Below are 19,039 nucleotides of genomic sequence, written 5' to 3' on the forward strand. Positions count from 1 at the left end.
CTTCTGTTGATGTGTTTCCAGTTTTGTCTGTTGCTTTTGCACTTACTTCTGTACCATCTTTTACTTTGTCTGCTGGAATTGTAATTACTCCTGTGGTTGGATCTACTGTTGCGTCTGATCCGTCTGGTACTGTCCAAGTGCCATCATCACCTTTTGTTGCTGTAACTGTCTTGTCGTTTCCATCGTTGTCTTTGTATTTTACAGTTACTGTCTTTGTATCTTCATCTGTTGGTGGTGTTACTGTTACGCTTCCATCGTCTTTTGCTTCTACTTTTGGTGCTCCTGGTGCTGTTGTGTCTTCTGCTTTCTTAACAGTTTGTGCTGGTGTTAATTTACCAATTTCTTTGCCATCTTTATCTGTTACAGTTACTGTTCCGTCATTGCCTACAGTTACTGTTGCATCTTTTGGTAGATTTGGATTTGCATCTTTAACTGCTTTCTTAACAGCTTCTTTTTCGTCATCTGTTAAGCTTGATGGATTTATTACTGGAACTGGTGCTTTTGGAGCTTTAATCTTTTCATAAACTGTATCATCTTTTGAAAGTTGTCCAAGTTTTTGATTTGCTCCTTCGCCTTGTGTTACTGTTACTGATCCGTCATTTGCTACTTGGATATCATAGCCAGTTGCTATGCTTGGATTAGCTTTGATAACAGCTTCTTTAACTTTATCTTTTTCATCTTGTGTTAAGTTTGTCTTATCTGCAACTTCTGTTTTTTCTGGTGCTTTTAATGGAATCATTTTATCATCATCTGTTGCTTGTTTAACTGTTTTATCAGCTGTAATAGTTTGATCTCCAGCTGTTCCCATTGGCACTGTTACTGTACCATCATCAGCAACTTGGATTTCGTCATCTTTGAAGTCTAAGTCTTTATTAGCTGCTTTTACTGCGTATTTTACAGCTTGTTTTTCTGCATCTGTAAGTTTAGCAAGATTTCCTACAGGTGTTTTTTCTGGGTCATTTAATGTTTTGCCAGCTCTGTCAAATGGTTTTACTGTATCTTTTCCTTCTAATTTACCAGTCTTCTTACCATCTGCAGTTGTAACTGTTACATTACCCTTGCTGTCAACTTCAATCTTATCGCCATCAGCAAGACTATTCTTTTCTTTAACTGCTGCTGCAACCTTTTCTCTTTCTTCTTGTGTTAAGTTTGCAGTGTCTTTTACTTCTGTTTTGTCTGGTGCTTGAAGATTAAGGATAGTATCTTTTTGTACAACTGTCTTGTCAGCTGGGATTGTTCCTGTCTTACCACCTTGATTGATCTTTACAGTACCGTCATTTTCTACAGTAATATCATCATCTGTAAAGTTTCTATCTGGGTTAGCATCTTTTACAGCTTGTTTAACTTTTGTTTTTTCGTCATCTGTTAGTGAGTTTTTATTTTCAACAGGTACTGGTTCTTTAGGTGGGTTGAATTCATTAGCAACTTCTTTTTGTTTTACAGTTTTTTCATGTGCTAATGTTCCAGTCTTGCCATCTTTAGTTTTTACTGTTACTGTACCGTCATCTGCTACTGTGATTTCATCCTTTGTTAAAGTTGGATTTGCTTTTATAACAGCATCTTTAACCTTGTCTTTTTCATCTGATGTTAATGATTTTAGATCTTTTACTTCAACAGGTGTTGGATCATTTAATGTTAATTTTTCAGCAGTCTTTTCCCAAACTGCATATACAGTTTTTGAATCAGTTACATTTTTCAATATATCAGCATCAGCTTTTGTAGCGTCCTTTGTTGCTGCCCAACCTAAGAATTTATATCCATCTCTTGAAGGCTTTTCAACATTTGCTAAATCGCTGCTTTGCTTAGTCATTTCATCTTTTCCGTCTGTAAATTTACCGCCATTAGCATCAAATGTTACTACCTTATCATTTGTATAGATAGCATATACAACTAAGTGTTTTGTAACAGGTGTAGTTGCTGTAAATACTTTATCCTTGCTAAGAGCATTAAATTGAGCAGTTGTTACTACTGCATTTCCTAAAGCTTTTTTACCTTCTTCAGTAACCCAACCTAAGAATGTTTTTGTTCCTGATTTTGGTGCGTCTGGGAATTTGTCTCCAGTGTTTGCTTCAACATTATCGCCTTCGAAGCCGTTAGCTGTGTAGCCTTTTTCTCCGTAGAACTTAACGTTGTCTGGTACAATCTTAACAGCTTTCTTTGTATTATCTGCAAATTGACCATCTGTTGTATCAAATAATACTCTTGCTCTAACTCTTGTTTCATATAGGTCAGATGGAAGTGATGAACCGTCTGATGCAGTTGAAACAAACTTCATATCCTTTTTAAGTTCAAGTTTTGTTTCAGTTTTATCATCTGAATGATAAGGAAGCATCTTTGTCAAATCTACCTTATATTCATAAACCTTATATGTTTTTTCTTCTTCATTAAATTGAGCATCGAAGATGTCTGCTTTTTTAATAGTTACATCTTTTCTTACATCGCTGCCGGCTAAATTACCATCTTTATCATATTCGTTTTCGTCAGCTTCAACTTTTGCGTAAAGTTTGCCAACTCTTCCTTCTTCATAAAGTGTTCTTACTTTACCGCCATCATATTTAGTGTAACCAACAATTTCTTTTGTGTCTTTCTTAAAGTCATCATTAGTTCCAGTAAATGCTCTTGGATCTCGGTAGAAATCATCAGTTCCTTCTGCATAGTCATTTGTAAATAAAACTTGATATGGAACATAAAGTGATTTGTTTATAGAAAGGATTGCTGACTTATCAGAGTGGTCAGTCCATGCTATTTTATTTGTATTTTCTATCTTATCTATATTTACATACTTAAACCATGATGTTTTAGAATCAATCTTATTGCCGTTATTATCATAAGCTTCTACAATAATGTCTTTTCCCGGCTCTAATTTTTTAGTGTTAATCCAGAAGTTACCACCAGAGTTTAAGATTGATCTGTTTGGTACTCCTGTCAAAACCTTATCACTGTCAGTATATTGCCATAAAGTTCCTACTTTAGGTGTAGTGAAAACTAATTCTTTTTGTTCAGTTGCATCTTTTAAAGTGTATTTTAATTTAAAGGATGCTCCTCTTGGAAGATCTGTATAAAGGTGCATATTGATATTTCTATCGTTTTGTAATGTTAATGTTGCTGCGCCTTCATTTAGCTTACTGCCATTGTGCGTTTCAAGAAAGTTTACAGGGCCGGTAAAGGTTGAATCATAAGGCATGTAAATCTTTAGACTTTGTCCAGCCTTTATTGTAGCACCTTCTCTAAGTGTAAATTTATATACACCTTCTGCAAATTTTGTGATGCTATCAACAGCGTCCTTGCCGGTAACGAAGCCATTGTAATAACCTTGTTGCTTTCTTGATATTGCTTGGTCACCACCGATGTGGATCATAATTTGATCTCCAGCAGGTTTAGAAGTTGTATCTATTAAGTATGATTCTCCCTCTGGAACTACATAATCATTAGCGTATTTCTTTTCAAATACAGTCCATCCTTTGTTGTTAGGGTTAGTCCAGCCAGACATCATTGAGTAGTTAAGTTTTCTTACTTTATCACTACTAAATGTATTTTCAAACTGACCCTTGTCTACTACATAATCAATAGCTGTGATGTAGAATCCAGATAACATGGTGTATTGGTCATGTTGAGGTACTTGTACTACTTTTACGTCACCTTTACTGAAATCACTTGTTCCAATAACTATATAAGCTAATTTCCCATCAGCAGAGTAGTTTATCTTATCTTTTGGTATTCCAACATTTTTAGTATATGGAGATAGTTCTCTAGCGACAGTCATAACATTGACATATCCAACATTTCCCTTAGAATCAGCTTTCAAATAATTAACAAGATTAGCATCAAAAACTTGTGTAAAAGCAATTGGTTCTTCACCAACTGTATTTCTTACAATAGTGTTTGTTTGACCCATGTATTGAGTTCTAATTATACCTAAGTTTGATGTGTCGCTATAGTTTTTCGGATTTGCAATAAATTCTGACATAAAAAACTCTTGATTTGTTGCATTATTACTATCTGCTTGCAAACCGCCCTTTAAAAATAAAGAGTTTACCTTATCAGCTATTGAAACACCTGTAGTCTTAGTATAAGTTGAGTAGTCCATAGAGGATTTACCCGGTGCATAAGCGTATACTTTCGAATAATCATCAGTTGTTAATCTCATTTGGACAATAAAGTTTTCTTGTCCTAGAGTATCAAGATTAACCCCTTCTTTTAAAACTAAGTTGATAGGTAGATTCTTTCTTTGGTTAGCTCTACCTCCAACAGCGGATGGCAAATCAAAAGACCTACCGACAATTCCGTTTACATTTTCAAGTTTGTATTGAGTCGTACCGTCTCTGCCTACAACACGTGATAAATCAAAGTCGACGAACTTTTCAAGATCCCCAAAATTAATTAAAGCCTTGTGCCAAACAACCGAAGCAGCTTGTGTCTTTTCTTTGTAAACAAGCCTAATTACGTATCTGCCGTTTGCATCAATGAACATACCATCATAGTCGATGTCGTTCATTTGAATTGGATCAGATGTAGTTACTCTAACTAATGTTTGAGAGTCCTCCACCTTCCAACGGGATTTGTCCTTGATTTTGTTTTCCCAGTTTGCCTTAGTGTAGTAGGTTGCACTTGAAATAGCATCTGCCGGTACACCTCCCCTCATGGGTTGCCAAGGTGCCATGTTATTTGCCGCGGGTTGTTCTATACGACTTGTCGGTTCATTTGCCATAACATTGTATGGTATTGATCCGAAAGCTAAAGACACTGCCATGGCCATGGCAACTGGCCTTACTAATTTTTTCTTCTTCATACCTTCTCCCCTCTCTAATCCATATGCTAAATTAAATTTTATATGTTGTAAATTTTACTAGGGTTTAGCATAAAATATTTCATTTCATATAGATTAAATTTAAATGTGAATTTAGGTTTAATGCTTATAAATACATAAGCATTATTGCTTTTATACCCCCCATAGCTAAAGGGTATTTTAATATATAGCTAGTACTATTATTATACCCCATCCAAAGGTTAAATTAACTATAAAAGTAATAAAATAATAATAGTTTCCTTATTTTCCAAATAATTAAAAGTGTATAGAAATTTATAAAAAAATACCAGAGAAAAATTATCTTCGGTATTTTTTAACTTTATATGTTACTCAATTTTAGTTTTTTATTTTATTTGAAAATCACTTTCTGCTATATCCACTTTCAAATTTTTAAATTCATTTAAAAGTAATTTTTTTAATTTTTCCAAAACAAATTTTTCGCTTGTATAATGACCCATATCCACAAGAGTAAGGTTATTCTCATAGGCTTTTTGTCCATCATGATATTTTACATCTCCTGTTATAAAGGCATCACACTTTTTTGCTTCTTCAAAAAAATCCATGCCGCTTCCTCCGCAGATGGCAACTTTTTTTATTTCTCTTGGTCTTCCATAAATTTTTACATTATATTTTTTTAGACTTTTTTTAAATTCTTCAAAGGATAAAGCTTTTTCATACTGGCAAATATATCCCATTGTATAGCCTGATTGGCCTTTCCCTAAGGGACTCATTATTTTTAACTTTAGTTCTTCACATAGGGCATCATTTACTCCCCCTTTTGCTGAGTCTAAAGAGGTGTGGGCTGAATAAATGGATATTCTATTAAAAATTGCTTTTATTATATTATCTGAAAGATACTGACCCTCTACAATGGATTTTAAGCCATCAAATATCATAGGGTGATGACTTAGTATTAATTTATAATTTTCTTTGATTGTAGCGTCTATTACACTGTCTGTAACGTCAAGTGTAAGCATGACTCCAGGGGTATCTTGATCAAAATATAATTGACTTCCAGAATTGTCCCAATCTTCTTGCATATATTCTGGTGCAATACTTTTTATAAACTCAATTATTTCTTTTACTTTTGTCATTTATAACCTCCTTAAAATAATTATTTTCTCCCTTAAGCTCCATGTATCTTATTAAGGGTTTTTTTGTGTTACCTTTTAAATTTTCCATAATTTTAAGGTTTTTTTCTATTTTAAATTTTACAAAGTTTATGGCTTCTTCCTTCTTTTTTTCTAGGGCTTTTAAGGGCAAGAAATTTTCATATTTTTTTAATTTTCTAATTTTTCCGTCATATTTTGCTACTATTATTTCAAAGTATCTTTTATCTTCAAATATTACTTCTTCATCAATTATTTCAAAGCCTCTTTCGCAAAGATAGGTTCTAAGTTCTTCGCTTGCTTGCATAGGTTGAAGAATAAGTCTTACATTTTTTGCAATTTCAGAGGATTCTTCCAATATTTTTGAAATTAAAATTCCTCCCATTCCTGCAATTATAATGGTGTCTACTTCATTTTTTTCTAAGATTTTTATTCCATCGCCCACTCTAAAATCTATGTCCTTTATATTTTTAATTTTTGCCAGTTCTATAGATTTCTCCAAGGATGCTTTTGAAATGTCTGTTGCTATTATTTTTTTTATTTTTGTATTTTCTCTTAAAAAAACAGGCACAAATCCGTGATCTGTGCCTATATCTGCAATATTTTCGCCTTCTACATATTTTGCAAGGCTCAAAAGTCTTTTTGATATCATTCTAAATAATCCTTTAATTTTCTGCTTCTGCTTGGGTGTCTTAATTTTCTTAATGCTTTTGCTTCTATTTGTCTTATTCTTTCTCTTGTTACATCAAATTCTTTTCCAACTTCTTCAAGAGTTCTGCTTCTTCCATCATTTAAACCGAAACGAAGGGTCAAGACTTTTTTCTCTCTGTCTGTTAAAGTTTCAAGAACTGATCCTAATTGTTCTTTTAAAAGTTGAAATGTTGCTGCGTCTGATGGAGATTGAATTTCTTCATCAGGTATAAAATCTCCAAGATGTGAGTCTTCTTCTTCTCCTATGGGAGTTTCAAGAGAAACTGGTTCTTGAGCGATTTTTTGTATTTCTCTTACTTTTTCAACTTCTATATTCATTTCTTTTGCTATTTCTTCTGGTTGTGGATCTCTTCCTAACTCTTGAACAAGTTGTCTTTGTACTCTTACAAGTTTATTTATTGTTTCTACCATGTGTACTGGTATTCTTATTGTTCTTGCTTGGTCTGCTATGGCTCTTGTTATTGCTTGTCTTATCCACCAAGTTGCATAAGTTGAAAATTTAAATCCCTTTGTATAATCAAACTTTTCAACTGCTTTCATAAGGCCCAAATTTCCTTCTTGAATTAAATCAAGAAAAGACATTCCTCTACCTACATATCTTTTTGCTATGGAAACTACAAGACGTAAGTTTGCTTCTGCCAGTTCTTTTTTTGCAAGAAATTCTCCCTCTTCCATTCTCTTTGCTATGGACACTTCTTCATCTGCTGTTAAAAGGGGAATTTTTCCAATTTCTTTTAAGTACATTCTTACTGGGTCATCTACACTTATGCCCTTGGGAACAGAAATTTCCTTTTCATCTTTCTTTTCATCTTCGTCTTCAAGTTTATCATCATCTAAAAGTTCAATTCCAGATTCTTCAAAGTTTTTATAAATGTTATCTATTTCATCGCTGTCCATTTGAACTTCATCAAGAGCATCTATTATTTCATCATAAGTGAGGTTGCCCTTTTTTTTACCACTTTGCATAAGTGTATCTATTATTGATTCTTTTGATTCGGGAATATCATCATATTCAATCTTATCAGTCATATAAGCCTCCCTTTAGTTTATTATTAAGCTCTGTAAGTTTCTTTGATAAATCTTCAAGAGAAGGACCCTTGGGGTCAAAATTTTTGATTTTATTCAAAATTTCATCTCTTTTTTGCTCTATTTTATTGATTTTAATTGCTTTTACTAAATCTTTTATAATTGCATCTGCATTATAAGTATCAATCATCACTTCATCAAGTTGTCTTTTGAAACTTTCAGAAATATACTTTTTCTCCAACAAGTATCCTATTTTATCATTTACTTTTTTTTCGTACAAGTCATCTAAATTTTCAAAAACCCTTTTTGCATCGGGATCTTCAAAATCTTCAAGATCCAATTTTGCCTTTAAATTATAATATAAGTCGCTACTATAGAGGGCGTATTTTATAAGTAGAAGCTCTCTTTGATTTTTCCCTGAAAATATTCTTTTAGGCTTTATAAATTTTTTTTCAGTTTTAAAGCTTCTTAACTTATTTTTTTTGCTTTCTCCATAATTTTTAGAATAAAGAGAAATATAATTCATTATGGCCTGTCTTGTAATTTTATACTCTGAAGAAATCTTTGTAATGTAGACGTCCCTTTCTATGGGATTTTTAAGACTTGAAATAAGTTTTGCCACTTCTGTTGTAAAATTACTTTTTCCAAGGGATGAATTTAAATCAAAATTTGCTTTTATATTTTCGATTTTATAATCCATAAAATTCTTGGCTTCTTTTAAACAAAGTTCAAAATTTATTTTTCCATACTTTTTAATATACTCGTCAGGGTCTAAATTGTTTGGCAAGCTTACAATTTTAGGCGCTATATCTTCGGATCTTAAAATTTCAATTGCTCTTTGAGTTGCCTTTATTCCTGCCGCATCTCCATCATAACAAATTAAAACTTCTTGTCCGTATCTTTTAATTATTTTCGCCTGATCACTTGTAAGAGCAGTACCAAGACTTGCTACACTATAATTTATACCACTTTTGTAAAGAGAAATAACATCCATATAGCCCTCAACAAGTAAAATTCTTTTTCTTTCGCTATTTTGTGAAACTAAATTTAAGTTGTAGAGATTTTTCCCCTTGTGAAAAACTATTGTATCTCTTGAGTTTAGGTATTTAGGTTCTGATTTATCCATTACTCTTCCGCCAAATCCTAGGACTCTTTTTTTTGTATCAATTATAGGAAACATTATTCTATTTCTAAATCTATCATAATATCTACCCTTATCCGACTTACTTATTAAGTTGTAGTCTGTAAGTTCTTCTTCGGTAAAGCCTTTTGATTTTAAAAAGTTTTTTAAACCGTCCCAAGAGTCATCTGCATAGCCTAAACCAAATGTGTTTATTGTTTTTTCTTGAATGTCCCTTTTTTCCAAATATGAAAGAGCTTCTTTATTTTGTTTTAGCTTATTCATAAAATAAAGGGCAGCAAGCTTATTTGCCTCATAGCATCTTTCTCTTTTATTAGTTTCTTCTTTGTAGTTTACGTTTTGTTTTGATTCTGCAAGTTCAATACCATACTTATCTGCAAGAAAAATACAGGCTTCTCTAAAATTCATGTTTTCTCTTTTCATTACAAAAGTAATGACATCTCCACCTGCATGGCAACCGAAGCAGTGAAAAATTTGTTTTGAGGGGCTCACTGAAAAAGATGGGGTTTTTTCACCATGAAAAGGGCACAATCCCATATAGTTTGCGCCCCTTTTTTTTAAGTTGACATATTCAGAAATTAAATCTACAATATCCGCTCTTGATCTTATTTCATCAAGAACGTCATCATTTATTATTAAGCTCACGATTATCCCATCCCTTAGGAATATATATTTCTGCAAATACATTTATAGCATAAGTATCTGTCATTCCTGCTATATAATCAGTTACTATATCATCGTCTGTATGATCTATATTTTCATAGATTTTTAAATGTTCTTTAGGAATTCTATTTAAATCTTTTTTATAAAAACGATATAAATTTTCCAAAAGTCTATTAACTTTTTCATCTTCTGCTTTTACAATTTTATCTAAATAGACCCTATTAAACATAAATTGTCTTAGTTTCATTGTTGCTTCATAGTAATCTCTATCCATTTCTATAAGAGCTTTGCCATAACTTTTTCTAATAATGGCTGTTATCATGGAGTTTATTCTTTTTGAGTGAGTGTCTCCCAAAATTTCTATTAATTCTTTAGGCAGATCTTCATTGGATAAAATTCCTGCTCTTATAGCATCGTCTATGTCATGATTTATATAAGCAATTCTGTCTGCATATTTAATAATTTGTCCTTCAAGACTTGAAGCTAAATTACTTCCACTGTGATTTAAAATTCCGTCCTTAACTTCTTCTGTAAGATTTAATCCTACTCTATCTATTTTATTTTCAAGAAGCTCTACTACTCTTAAACTTTGTTCATTGTGTCTAAATCCATTGGGATGAAGTTTATTAAGGACTGCCTCTCCACTATGACCGAAGGGTGTGTGGCCTAAGTCATGGCCAAGTGCTGTCGCTTCTACTAAATCTTCATTAAGTTCCAAAGCTCTTGCTATTGTTCTTCCAATTTGAGCAACTTCGAGGGTGTGAGTTAATCTTGTTCTAAAATGATCTTTTCCTGGAGATATAAAAACTTGAGTTTTATGTTTTAGCCTTCTGAAAGATTTTGAATGAATGATTCTATCTCTATCTCTTTGATATTCAGTTCTTATTAAATCCTTTTCTTCTTCTTTTTTCCTTTTTGTCCTGTCGGCAAAGGAGGCATAAGGTTTTAAAATTAAATGCTCAAGTTCTTCTCTTTTTTCTCTTAAATTCATTAAAGACCCTTTCTCTTAATGTGTTCAAGAATTATTTCTGCAGTTTCTTCAATAGCCTTGTCAGTTACATCTATAACTATACAGCCTATTTCTTCCATTATTTTTTTTGAATACTCAAGTTCTTCTCTGATTCTATCAAAATTTGCATATCTTGCTCCTGATGAAAGACCCAAAGACTTTAATCTTTCTTCTCTTATTGTTATAAGTTTTTCTGGTCTGCATATAAGTCCTATTACCCTATCTACATCTTTTTCAAAAACTTCTTTAGGAACTCCTACTTCCGGCACAAGAGGTATATTTGCAACTTTATAAAATTTATTTGCAAGATACATGGAAAGAGGAGTTTTTGATGTTCTGGAAATTCCTACAAGACAAATATCAGCTTTTCTTGCTCCTCTGGGATCTTTTCCGTCATCATATTTTACTGCAAATTCAATTGCTTCAACTTTCTTAAAATAATTTTCATCAAGTCGTCTTATTAATCCTGGTTCACGCAATGGAGGATAGCCGAAAATTTTTTCTATTTCAGCCATAGGCTGACCCATTACATCTACAATGTGTAAATTTAATTCTTTAGCTCTATTTTTTATAAAAGTTCTTGTTTCATCTACAACATTTGTGTAAAAAATAATAGATTTTTCATATTTTGCAGCTAAATCTAAAATCGGTCCTATTTGTTCAACGCTGTTATGGTAGGGAAATCTCTTTATCCTAAAGTTTGATGATTCAAATTGTTTTACTGCGGCTTTTGCTATTAATTCTCCTGTTTCTCCTACAGAATCAGAAATAACAAATATATTTAAAAAATTATCCATTACTTTTCCTCCATTTGTCCAAATTCTACAAATAAATCCAATATATTTGTCTTTGTCCACCTGCCAAGAACTTTTCCATCTTCATCGACTACAGGCATGCCGTCAAACTCGTGAACAAAAAGTTCTCTTGCGGCTTCATAAACATTCATTTTAGGATCTATTGTTATTATGTTGGGCATTCTCGTCATAATAATATCTATAGGAGTTTTAGTAAGTTCCATATTTCCAAGACTTGCTCTGATTAAATCTTTTCTTGAAACCACTCCCTTTATATAAGAATTTTCAACAATAAATAAAGTTCCTATATTATTTATAAACATTTCAACTATTGAATCATAAATACTAGTCCCGGTTTCAACAGCATAGGGAACGCTCATATAGTCTTCAACAAGATTATTTCTAACTCTATCACTAAATGATTTTAGCTCCACCATGCCCTTATAAAAATAGCCATACTTAGGTCTTGCTCCTAAAATATCAATCATTGTTAAAACTGCCAAATCAGGTCTTATAGTTGCTCTTGATAATTTTAATGTATCGGCAATTTCATCGCCTGTTATAGGCTGAGATTTTTTAACTATATCTACAATTTTTACCTGTCTTTTGGATAATTCCATTTTTCACCATCATTCCGTTATTTTTTCAATATTTAAAACTTCTTTCAGTGAATTGTCAATTTCTTTAAGCATTGCCAATCTATTATTTTTAAGTTCTTCGTCCTCTGTAAGAACCATAATATTGTCAAAATAGTTGTTTACTTCTTTTACAATAGTTTTAAAAATATCTAAAGCTTCAGTGTATTTCTTTGTTGCTATTGAGTCATTAAAGGAATCTTTTATATTTTCATAGGCTGAGAAAAATTCCTTTTCTTGTTCTTCTTTTAAAAGAGCACCATCAAATGTTCCCTCAGTATATTTTTTTGCTAAATTATGAATTCTCTTTATAGCGTCAACTAATTCCCCTTTATCTTCTTTAAAGTATTCTTGAAGTTTATCAGCTTTTATACTTACATCTACAATTGATTTTGAATCATCTATAACAGCATCAATTATGTCGTATCTTATGTTTCTTTCTTCAAGTATGTTTTTAAGTCTTCCCTTGAAAAATTCTATGATTTGTTCCTTTACTTTTTCATAATCAAAGGTTAAGTTGTTTTCTTGAACATAATTATAAAGTGCATAATCAGTAATTTCTTCTAAATTTACATCCCAATTTTTTTCAAGAATAATATTAATTACACCTATAGCAAGTCTTCTTAAGGCAAAGGGATCTTGAGAACCTGTTGGCACAAGACCTATGGCAAAAAGTCCCACTATGGTATCAATTTTATCTGCAATTGCAAGAATTGAACCTGTTGTTGATTTTGGCAATTCATCTCCTGCAAATCTTGGTAAATAATGTTCGTAAATTGCTTTTGAAACAATTTTTTCTTCCCCTGAAAGCTCTGCATAAATACTTCCCATAAGTCCTTGAAGTTCAGTAAATTCAGTAACCATATGAGTTGTTAAGTCAGCCTTTGCAAGTATCGAAGCCCTATCAAGAGCATCTATTGTTTCATCAGCTACTTTAAGGTATTCTCCTATTTGACCGCTTAGTTTTTTTATTCTTTGAGACTTTTCATACATTGTTCCAAGTTTATCTTGAAAAATCAAACCATGTAAAGCATCCACATAATCTTCAAGAGGTTTTGAGATGTCTTCCTTGTAGAAAAACTTTGCATCTTCAAGTCTTGCTCCTAAGACTTTTTCATTTCCTCTTGCTACAATTTCTTCATGATCTGATGTGCCGTTTCTAATTGTTATAAAATATGGAAGCAATTCTCCATCTTCAGCATATATAGGAATAAATCTTAAATGGTCTCTCATAGGAGTTGTTATTACCGCCTTAGGAAGAGATAGATATTCTTCTTTGACATTTCCTACAATAGGAGTTGGATATTCGTTTATGAAAGTAAGTTCTTCTAAAAGGTCTTCATCTTCATAAATTTCTCCGCCTAAAGATTTTGCCTTCTTTTTGGAGCCATATTTAATTATTTCTTTTCTTTCTTCTTGATTTAAAATAACATAGTTTTCTTTTAAAAGTTTTTCATAATTGTTGACATGATCTATAAGGATATTGTCTGAGCCCAAAAATCTGTGTCCTCTTGTTACATTTGAAACTTTAATGCCTTCAAAATCAAAGCCCCAAACTTCAGAATCGGCCATGGAAACAATCCATCTTATAGGTCTTGCAAATCTTATGTTTTTTCCGCCCCACCTCATGTTTTTAGGGAAATTTATAGATTTAATTAAATTAGCTATTTCTGTTTTAAATAAATCTTTTGTTAAAAGACCTTTTTTATGGATAAAACCATAGGCGTATTCAGTTCCTTTAAGATCTCTAAATTCTATATCATCAAGGCTTAATCCTTGTGATTTCATAAAACCTTTTAGGGGTTTACTTGGCTTATTTTCTTCATCAAAACATATTTTTTTAGAAGGTCCTTTAACCCACTCTTCAATATCTTCTTGATTATTATCTATATCATTTATAAAAAGAGTAAGTCTTCTTGGGCTTGCATAAACCTCAGTTGAACTAAATCCTATTAAATTTTCTTTAAGAAGTTTTTCAGCTTTTTCTTTTAATTGGCTAAGTGCCATTTTAACGTACCTTGCAGGTAATTCTTCAACTCCGATTTCAAGTAAATATCTCACTAAAATTCCTCCTTTAAGCTGTCCTTTAAAGGATATCCCATATCTTCTCTTTGTTTTAAATATCCTCTTGCAACTTTTGATGCCAAGTTTCTAACCCTTGAAATATATGAAGCCCTTTGAGATACAGATACGGCACCTCTTGCATCAAGTAAATTAAATGCATGGGAACATTTTAATACATAGTCATAGGCAGGCAAAACTAATCCAAGATCAATAACTCTTAAACTTTCTTTTTCATAAATGTCAAAAAGTGATTTTAACATTTCTACATCTGCCACTTCAAAACTGTATTTTGATTGTTCAAATTCATTTATTTTAAAAATATCTCCATAAGATATTTTTTCATTCCACATAATGTCATAAACAGTTTCCACATTTTGTAGATACATGGCTATTCTTTCAAGGCCATAAGTTAATTCAGCTGATTCCAATTGACAGGGAACTCCACCTACTTGTTGAAAATAAGTAAATTGAGTAACTTCCATTCCATCAAGCCAAACTTCCCAACCGAGGCCCCACGCTCCTACTGTAGGAGATTCCCAGTTGTCTTCAACAAACCTTATGTCATGAATTTTTGTATCTATTCCTATTGCTTCAAGGCTTCCTAAATAAAGTTCTTGAACATTTTCAGGAGATGGTTTTAAAATAACTTGAAGTTGGTGATGTTGATAAAGTCTATTTGGATTTTCTCCATATCTTCCATCTGCAGGTCTTCTTGAAGGCTCTACATAAACAACTCTCCATGGTTCCGGTCCAAGGGCCTTTAAAAAGGTATATGGATTCATAGTGCCTGCACCTTTTTCAGTGTCGTAGGCCTCCATAATAACCGCTCCTCTTTCCATCCAATAATTTTGTAATTTTTTAATTAAATCTTGAAAGTATAACATTTACTCCCCCTCTTTTATAACAATTTCAATGAATTAAAATCTTTTATCTCAAGATTATACTTTATATATTTTAGTACAATTTCAAACAAAAAGTCATCTGATAAATTTTTTTCGTATTCCCCGCTAAGATCGCTGTATAATAAAAATTTTAAATAATCTTTTTGTTCTTCCTTAAGTAAATATGAATCCAAACTTACATCACTTTCATTAACCATTCCCCCATTTTCAATGGAAAAATAATTTCCCACCATAGATGGACGAAAGCCCATGAAGCTAATGTATTTAAGAAAAAAAGCTGTTGTGATTGCCTTTTTATTTTTACTGTCCGGCAAAACTTTTAAATATTTTGCAAGTAAATCAAAAGTTTTTTTATTTATTTCAGATTCAAAATTACTTTTTTCGTAAAGCTCAACAATCATTGACCCATAAATAAAAGATTCATAATCTTTTCTTAAATCATAATTTAAGCTAATGATTGTTGCCTTTTGTATATAGAAAAAATTTCCTTGCTTTTTTAGTCTGTAACTGTTGTGAGAAAATATTTGAGATGAAGCTGTAAAAGGAGAAGATTTTCTTAAAGCACCTTTTGCGTAAATGGAAATAAGTCCCAGTTGCCTGGAATATACTTTTAAAATCTTCGAGCTTTCTTTTATTTTCAGCTCATTTAATACAATCCCTTCAGTTTCTATCATTTATAGCCAAGTCCTTTTAATCTTCTGTCATTATCTCGCCAATTTTTATCAACTTTTACCCAAAGTTTTAAATTAACTCTGCCTTCAATTAAATTTTCAATGTCAAGTCTTGCTTCAGTGCCGATTTTTTTCAACATAGAACCATTTTTTCCTATTAAAATTCCCTTGTGAGAATCCTTTTCACAATAGATAACAGCCTCTATTTCAGTTAAGCCTTTTTCATTTTCATGCATAGATTCTATTGTTACAGCCACTCCGTGAGGAACTTCTTCCTTTAAATTTAAAAGGGCTTTTTCTCTTATTATTTCAGATGCAATAAATTTAACTGGTCTGTCAGTTAAAATATCATCGGGATAATACTTGGGTCCCTCTGGCAATAAGTCTTTTAAAATTTTCATAAATTCTTCTATGCCGTCGCCCATCATTGCACTTATAGGGATTATCTCTTCAAAGTTAAGCTCATCTTTGTATAAATTTATAATGTCTAAGAGTTCTTCCTTCTTAACTTGGTCAATTTTATTTATAAGCAAAATAATTTTCAAATTTTTCGGTGCTTTTTTTAAAAGATCTATTATCATCCTGTCAAGCCTTCCGATTTTTGTTGAAGTATCTACAATATAAGTTACTATATCAACTTCATCTAAAGAACTTTCAGATTCTTTTTGCATAAATTTTCCAAGCTCATTTCCCGGTTTTTGCATTCCCGGTGTATCCAAAAATATTATTTGTGAATCTTCATCATTATAAATTATTGAAATTTTATTTCTTGTTGTCTGAGGTTTGCTAGAAACCGCAGAAATTTTTTCTCCAACTATTCTATTAAGCAGAGTGCTTTTCCCTACATTGGGTCTTCCAAGCACTCCCACATAACCTGATTTAAACATCATTACCTCTCTTTAAGTATTCTGGGCCAAAACTGTGGGGCAAAAGTTCTTCTAAAGTATAAACTTTATAATCGTCCACTGAATTTGCAACAACTATCATGGGATTTTCGGAAAATTCTCTAATAACTTGTCTGCACACTCCACATGGAAATGTGTTTTTTGCATCCCCTGTTATGACTATTTTTTTAATTTCACGCTTACCTTCGCTTACGGCTTTAAAAATTGCCGTTCTTTCAGCACAGTTAGTCGGAGAATAAGAAGCAATTTCTATATTGCCTCCGGTGTAAACACTTCCATCTTCCATTTCCACGGCTGCTCCTACTCTAAAGTGAGAATAGGGCGTGTATGTTGACCTATCTTTTGCTTCAAGGGCAAGCTCAATTAAATTTTTTAATTCCATAAGACCTCTAACTAAAAATTTTAAAGGCAAATATTGCAACACTTATGCCTACTATGGCACCAAATATAGCTTCACTTGCCTTATGTACTCCTGTTTCAACTCTGCTTTCAGCTACAAGAAGGGCAAGTCCTAAAGAACATGTTGTAATAAGACCCTTTTGAGCTACTAAACTTATTATAGTTGCAGCACAAAAGGCAATTGCCGAGTGACCGGAAATTGCTCCTCCCTGAAAATATGAACCACCATTTTTCTTTGCCATAATATATTTTCCTATTATGACAAGTATTAAAACTATTATTAAAGAAACCAAAGCAAGGTGATCTGAAGAGTTTCTTATTTTCATAAGACCTATTTCTCCAAGCTTTGATAATTTTTTATAAAATAAAAAATAAGCAACAACTATTGCATTTAAGGCAGAAATTAAAACTGCTCCTGCAGAAACGTCTTTTACATATTTTGCAATTGGATTGTAATCCTGAACAATTAAATCTACAGCTCTTTCAATAGCTGTATTTATCATTTCAGATACAATAACAAAACTTATTGCAAATAAAAGGATCATAAATTCAACCTTTGTAATATTAAAAAACAAAGAAAAAATTAAAATCCCAAGACAAGCTGAAAAATGAAATTTTAAATTTTTTTCAGTCTGTAAAGCGGAAATAATTCCCTGAACAGCATAGTTGAAAGAAGCTATAAATCTGTTTTTCTTCAAATTATCAACCTCAATTTTTATATATTTTAAGCTTATCCATTATTTCTTTTTCTTTTGCTCTCATTTCTATTTTATCTTCTTCATTTTCGTGGTCATAGCCAACTAAATGAAGAATTGAATGAACTGTTAAATAAGAAAGTTCCCTTTCTTTTGAATGACCGAACTCCTCAGCCTGAGATAAAACTCTTTTAGTGTTAATTACCACATCACCTAAAATGTTACTGAACTTATCATCTATGGGAAAAGATAAGACGTCCGTTACAGAATCAACCCCTCTGTAATCTCTATTAAGTTCTTGTATTTCATTATCATCCACAAAAGAAACTGATACTTCAGCATCATCGAAGCCTAAAATATTAAGGGCTTCTTCAATAGATTTTTTTACAATTTCAATCACACCATTATCTATTTCAAAATTTTCTTGTCTATCATCAAAATATATATCTATCATCTTTTGTTCTCTTTTTCATTTTTCTTATTTTCATATTTTTCATAAGCATCTATAATACGTTGAACTAAAGGATGTCTTACAATGTCATTTTTACTTAAATAAACAATTCCTATACCCTTAACATTTTGTAAAATTTTAAGAACTGTTTTTAAACCCGACTGCTTGCCCCTTGGCAAGTCTATTTGAGTTATATCCCCTGTTATAATAGCCTTTGAACCATATCCAAGCCTCGTTAAAAACATCTTCATTTGTTCATTTGTAGTATTTTGAGCTTCATCTAATATTACATAGGCACTGTCTAAGGTTCTTCCTCTCATGTAAGCAAGAGGAGCAACTTCAATAAGACCTTTTTCAAGATATTTAGTATAATTGTCATGACCCATTATTTCAAAAAGAGCATCATATAGAGGTCTTAAGTAGGGATCAACCTTCATTTGCAAATCCCCAGGTAAAAATCCTAAAGATTCACCAGCTTCAACTGCAGGTCTTGTTAAAATAATTCTATTTACTTCCTTATTTTTAAAAGCTCTTACAGCCATAGCCATTGCTAAATAAGTTTTTCCTGTTCCCGCAGGTCCAATTCCGAAAACAATATCATTGTCCTTTATAAGATCTATATATTGTTTTTGCCCAAGAGTTTTGGACTTTATTGGTTTTCCCATAGAGGTGTAAACTATAACTTCATTTAAAAGTTCATTAATAGGTCTTTTTTCTCCAAACTTTATTAGTTTTATGGAGTAGTCTAAATCTTTTCTTTCGATTCCTTTTTTTTCTCTTATGAGTTCCAATAAATTGCTGATTAATAAAATGGCATCTTCAGCATCATTTTCATTGCCTTTTACTATTATTTTATTGTCTCTTATATCAATTTTTACTGAAAATTCTTTTTCTATTTTTTTTATATTTTCATCTAAATTCCCACATAAGAGATCAATGTTGTATTCTTCTTTTATAGGAAGAATTTTTTCTTGGTTTTCTAACAAATAAATACCTCCTGATTTAGTTAATAATATCATATTAAGGTCTTTTTTTCCATAAAGCCGGTCTTATTAGA

At 31.9% G+C, this 19,039-nt stretch carries 16 protein-coding genes; all 16 read right to left on the reverse strand.

Going from position 1 to position 19,039, the window contains the following annotated elements:
* Positions 1–4,789, reverse strand: a 4,789-nt coding sequence (locus J2S72_RS04020) for an InlB B-repeat-containing protein (protein WP_307495017.1), incomplete at its 3' end; no start/stop codon positions are given.
* A gap of 362 nt (positions 4,790–5,151) precedes the next feature.
* Positions 5,152–5,901 carry a Nif3-like dinuclear metal center hexameric protein gene (locus tag J2S72_RS04025; RefSeq protein WP_307495019.1) on the reverse strand — a complete coding sequence of 250 codons (750 nt, stop codon included), beginning with the start codon at positions 5,899–5,901 and terminating at the stop codon, positions 5,152–5,154.
* Positions 5,876–6,568: a tRNA (adenine(22)-N(1))-methyltransferase gene (locus J2S72_RS04030; protein ID WP_307495021.1), complete on the reverse strand. Its 693-nt coding sequence runs from the start codon at positions 6,566–6,568 to the stop codon at positions 5,876–5,878. Before J2S72_RS04030 ends, J2S72_RS04025 begins: the two co-directional genes overlap by 26 nt.
* Positions 6,565–7,656: an RNA polymerase sigma factor RpoD gene (gene rpoD / locus J2S72_RS04035; protein ID WP_307495022.1), complete on the reverse strand. Its 1,092-nt coding sequence runs from the start codon at positions 7,654–7,656 to the stop codon at positions 6,565–6,567. The genes J2S72_RS04030 and rpoD overlap by 4 nt, the downstream gene beginning before the upstream one ends.
* Positions 7,649–9,439, reverse strand: coding sequence for a DNA primase (gene dnaG, locus J2S72_RS04040; RefSeq protein ID WP_307495023.1), 1,791 nt, complete (start codon positions 9,437–9,439; stop codon positions 7,649–7,651). The genes rpoD and dnaG overlap by 8 nt, the downstream gene beginning before the upstream one ends.
* Positions 9,420–10,448, reverse strand: coding sequence for a deoxyguanosinetriphosphate triphosphohydrolase (locus tag J2S72_RS04045; RefSeq protein ID WP_023054764.1), 1,029 nt, complete (start codon positions 10,446–10,448; stop codon positions 9,420–9,422). Before J2S72_RS04045 ends, dnaG begins: the two co-directional genes overlap by 20 nt.
* Positions 10,448–11,263, reverse strand: coding sequence for a pyruvate, water dikinase regulatory protein (locus J2S72_RS04050; RefSeq protein ID WP_023054757.1), 816 nt, complete (start codon positions 11,261–11,263; stop codon positions 10,448–10,450). The genes J2S72_RS04045 and J2S72_RS04050 overlap by 1 nt, the downstream gene beginning before the upstream one ends.
* Entirely contained in the window at positions 11,263–11,880 is a 618-nt protein-coding gene (locus J2S72_RS04055; protein ID WP_023054758.1) for a helix-turn-helix transcriptional regulator, read from the reverse strand. The genes J2S72_RS04050 and J2S72_RS04055 overlap by 1 nt, the downstream gene beginning before the upstream one ends.
* Before the next feature lie 9 nt (positions 11,881–11,889).
* Complete coding sequence (gene glyS, locus J2S72_RS04060; protein ID WP_023054745.1) at positions 11,890–13,956, reverse strand: glycine--tRNA ligase subunit beta; 2,067 nt, start codon at positions 13,954–13,956, stop codon at positions 11,890–11,892.
* A complete protein-coding gene (gene glyQ / locus J2S72_RS04065; RefSeq protein WP_023054767.1) occupies positions 13,956–14,843 on the reverse strand; it encodes a glycine--tRNA ligase subunit alpha in 888 nt (295 codons plus the stop codon). The genes glyS and glyQ overlap by 1 nt, the downstream gene beginning before the upstream one ends.
* Positions 14,844–14,857: 14 nt before the next feature.
* Complete coding sequence (recO, locus tag J2S72_RS04070; protein ID WP_023054742.1) at positions 14,858–15,535, reverse strand: DNA repair protein RecO; 678 nt, start codon at positions 15,533–15,535, stop codon at positions 14,858–14,860.
* Positions 15,532–16,419 carry a GTPase Era gene (gene era, locus J2S72_RS04075; protein ID WP_023054740.1) on the reverse strand — a complete coding sequence of 296 codons (888 nt, stop codon included), beginning with the start codon at positions 16,417–16,419 and terminating at the stop codon, positions 15,532–15,534. The genes recO and era overlap by 4 nt, the downstream gene beginning before the upstream one ends.
* Positions 16,412–16,819, reverse strand: coding sequence for a cytidine deaminase (locus J2S72_RS04080; protein WP_023054765.1), 408 nt, complete (start codon positions 16,817–16,819; stop codon positions 16,412–16,414). The genes era and J2S72_RS04080 overlap by 8 nt, the downstream gene beginning before the upstream one ends.
* A gap of 7 nt (positions 16,820–16,826) precedes the next feature.
* The gene (locus J2S72_RS04085; RefSeq protein WP_023054762.1) at positions 16,827–17,534 is read right to left on the reverse strand and encodes a diacylglycerol kinase; all 708 of its coding nucleotides are present in this window, start codon (positions 17,532–17,534) and stop codon (positions 16,827–16,829) included.
* Positions 17,535–17,544: 10 nt separating this feature from the next.
* Positions 17,545–17,985 (reverse strand): rRNA maturation RNase YbeY, encoded by a 441-nt coding sequence (ybeY, locus tag J2S72_RS04090; protein ID WP_023054749.1) that lies wholly within the window; start codon positions 17,983–17,985, stop codon positions 17,545–17,547.
* A complete protein-coding gene (locus J2S72_RS04095; protein ID WP_307495024.1) occupies positions 17,982–18,968 on the reverse strand; it encodes a PhoH family protein in 987 nt (328 codons plus the stop codon). Before J2S72_RS04095 ends, ybeY begins: the two co-directional genes overlap by 4 nt.
* Positions 18,969–19,039 lie beyond the last annotated feature (71 nt).

This window comes from Peptoniphilus koenoeneniae, from assembly GCF_030812875.1.
GTDB lineage: Bacteria > Bacillota > Clostridia > Tissierellales > Peptoniphilaceae > Peptoniphilus_B > Peptoniphilus_B koenoeneniae.

What these genes read in the sequence shown, in the direction of transcription:
- J2S72_RS04025 (WP_307495019.1), bottom strand. Translation starts at nt 5,901, where the DNA reads ATGACAAAAGTAAAAGAAATAATTGAGTTTATAAAAAGTATTGCACCA.
- J2S72_RS04030 (WP_307495021.1), bottom strand. Translation starts at nt 6,568, where the DNA reads ATGATATCAAAAAGACTTTTGAGCCTTGCAAAATATGTAGAAGGCGAA.
- rpoD (WP_307495022.1), bottom strand. Translation starts at nt 7,656, where the DNA reads ATGACTGATAAGATTGAATATGATGATATTCCCGAATCAAAAGAATCA.
- J2S72_RS04045 (WP_023054764.1), bottom strand. Translation starts at nt 10,448, where the DNA reads ATGAATTTAAGAGAAAAAAGAGAAGAACTTGAGCATTTAATTTTAAAA.
- J2S72_RS04050 (WP_023054757.1), bottom strand. Translation starts at nt 11,263, where the DNA reads ATGGATAATTTTTTAAATATATTTGTTATTTCTGATTCTGTAGGAGAA.
- J2S72_RS04055 (WP_023054758.1), bottom strand. Translation starts at nt 11,880, where the DNA reads ATGGAATTATCCAAAAGACAGGTAAAAATTGTAGATATAGTTAAAAAA.
- glyQ (WP_023054767.1), bottom strand. Translation starts at nt 14,843, where the DNA reads ATGTTATACTTTCAAGATTTAATTAAAAAATTACAAAATTATTGGATG.
- recO (WP_023054742.1), bottom strand. Translation starts at nt 15,535, where the DNA reads ATGATAGAAACTGAAGGGATTGTATTAAATGAGCTGAAAATAAAAGAA.
- era (WP_023054740.1), bottom strand. Translation starts at nt 16,419, where the DNA reads ATGTTTAAATCAGGTTATGTGGGAGTGCTTGGAAGACCCAATGTAGGG.
- J2S72_RS04080 (WP_023054765.1), bottom strand. Translation starts at nt 16,819, where the DNA reads ATGGAATTAAAAAATTTAATTGAGCTTGCCCTTGAAGCAAAAGATAGG.
- ybeY (WP_023054749.1), bottom strand. Translation starts at nt 17,985, where the DNA reads ATGATAGATATATATTTTGATGATAGACAAGAAAATTTTGAAATAGAT.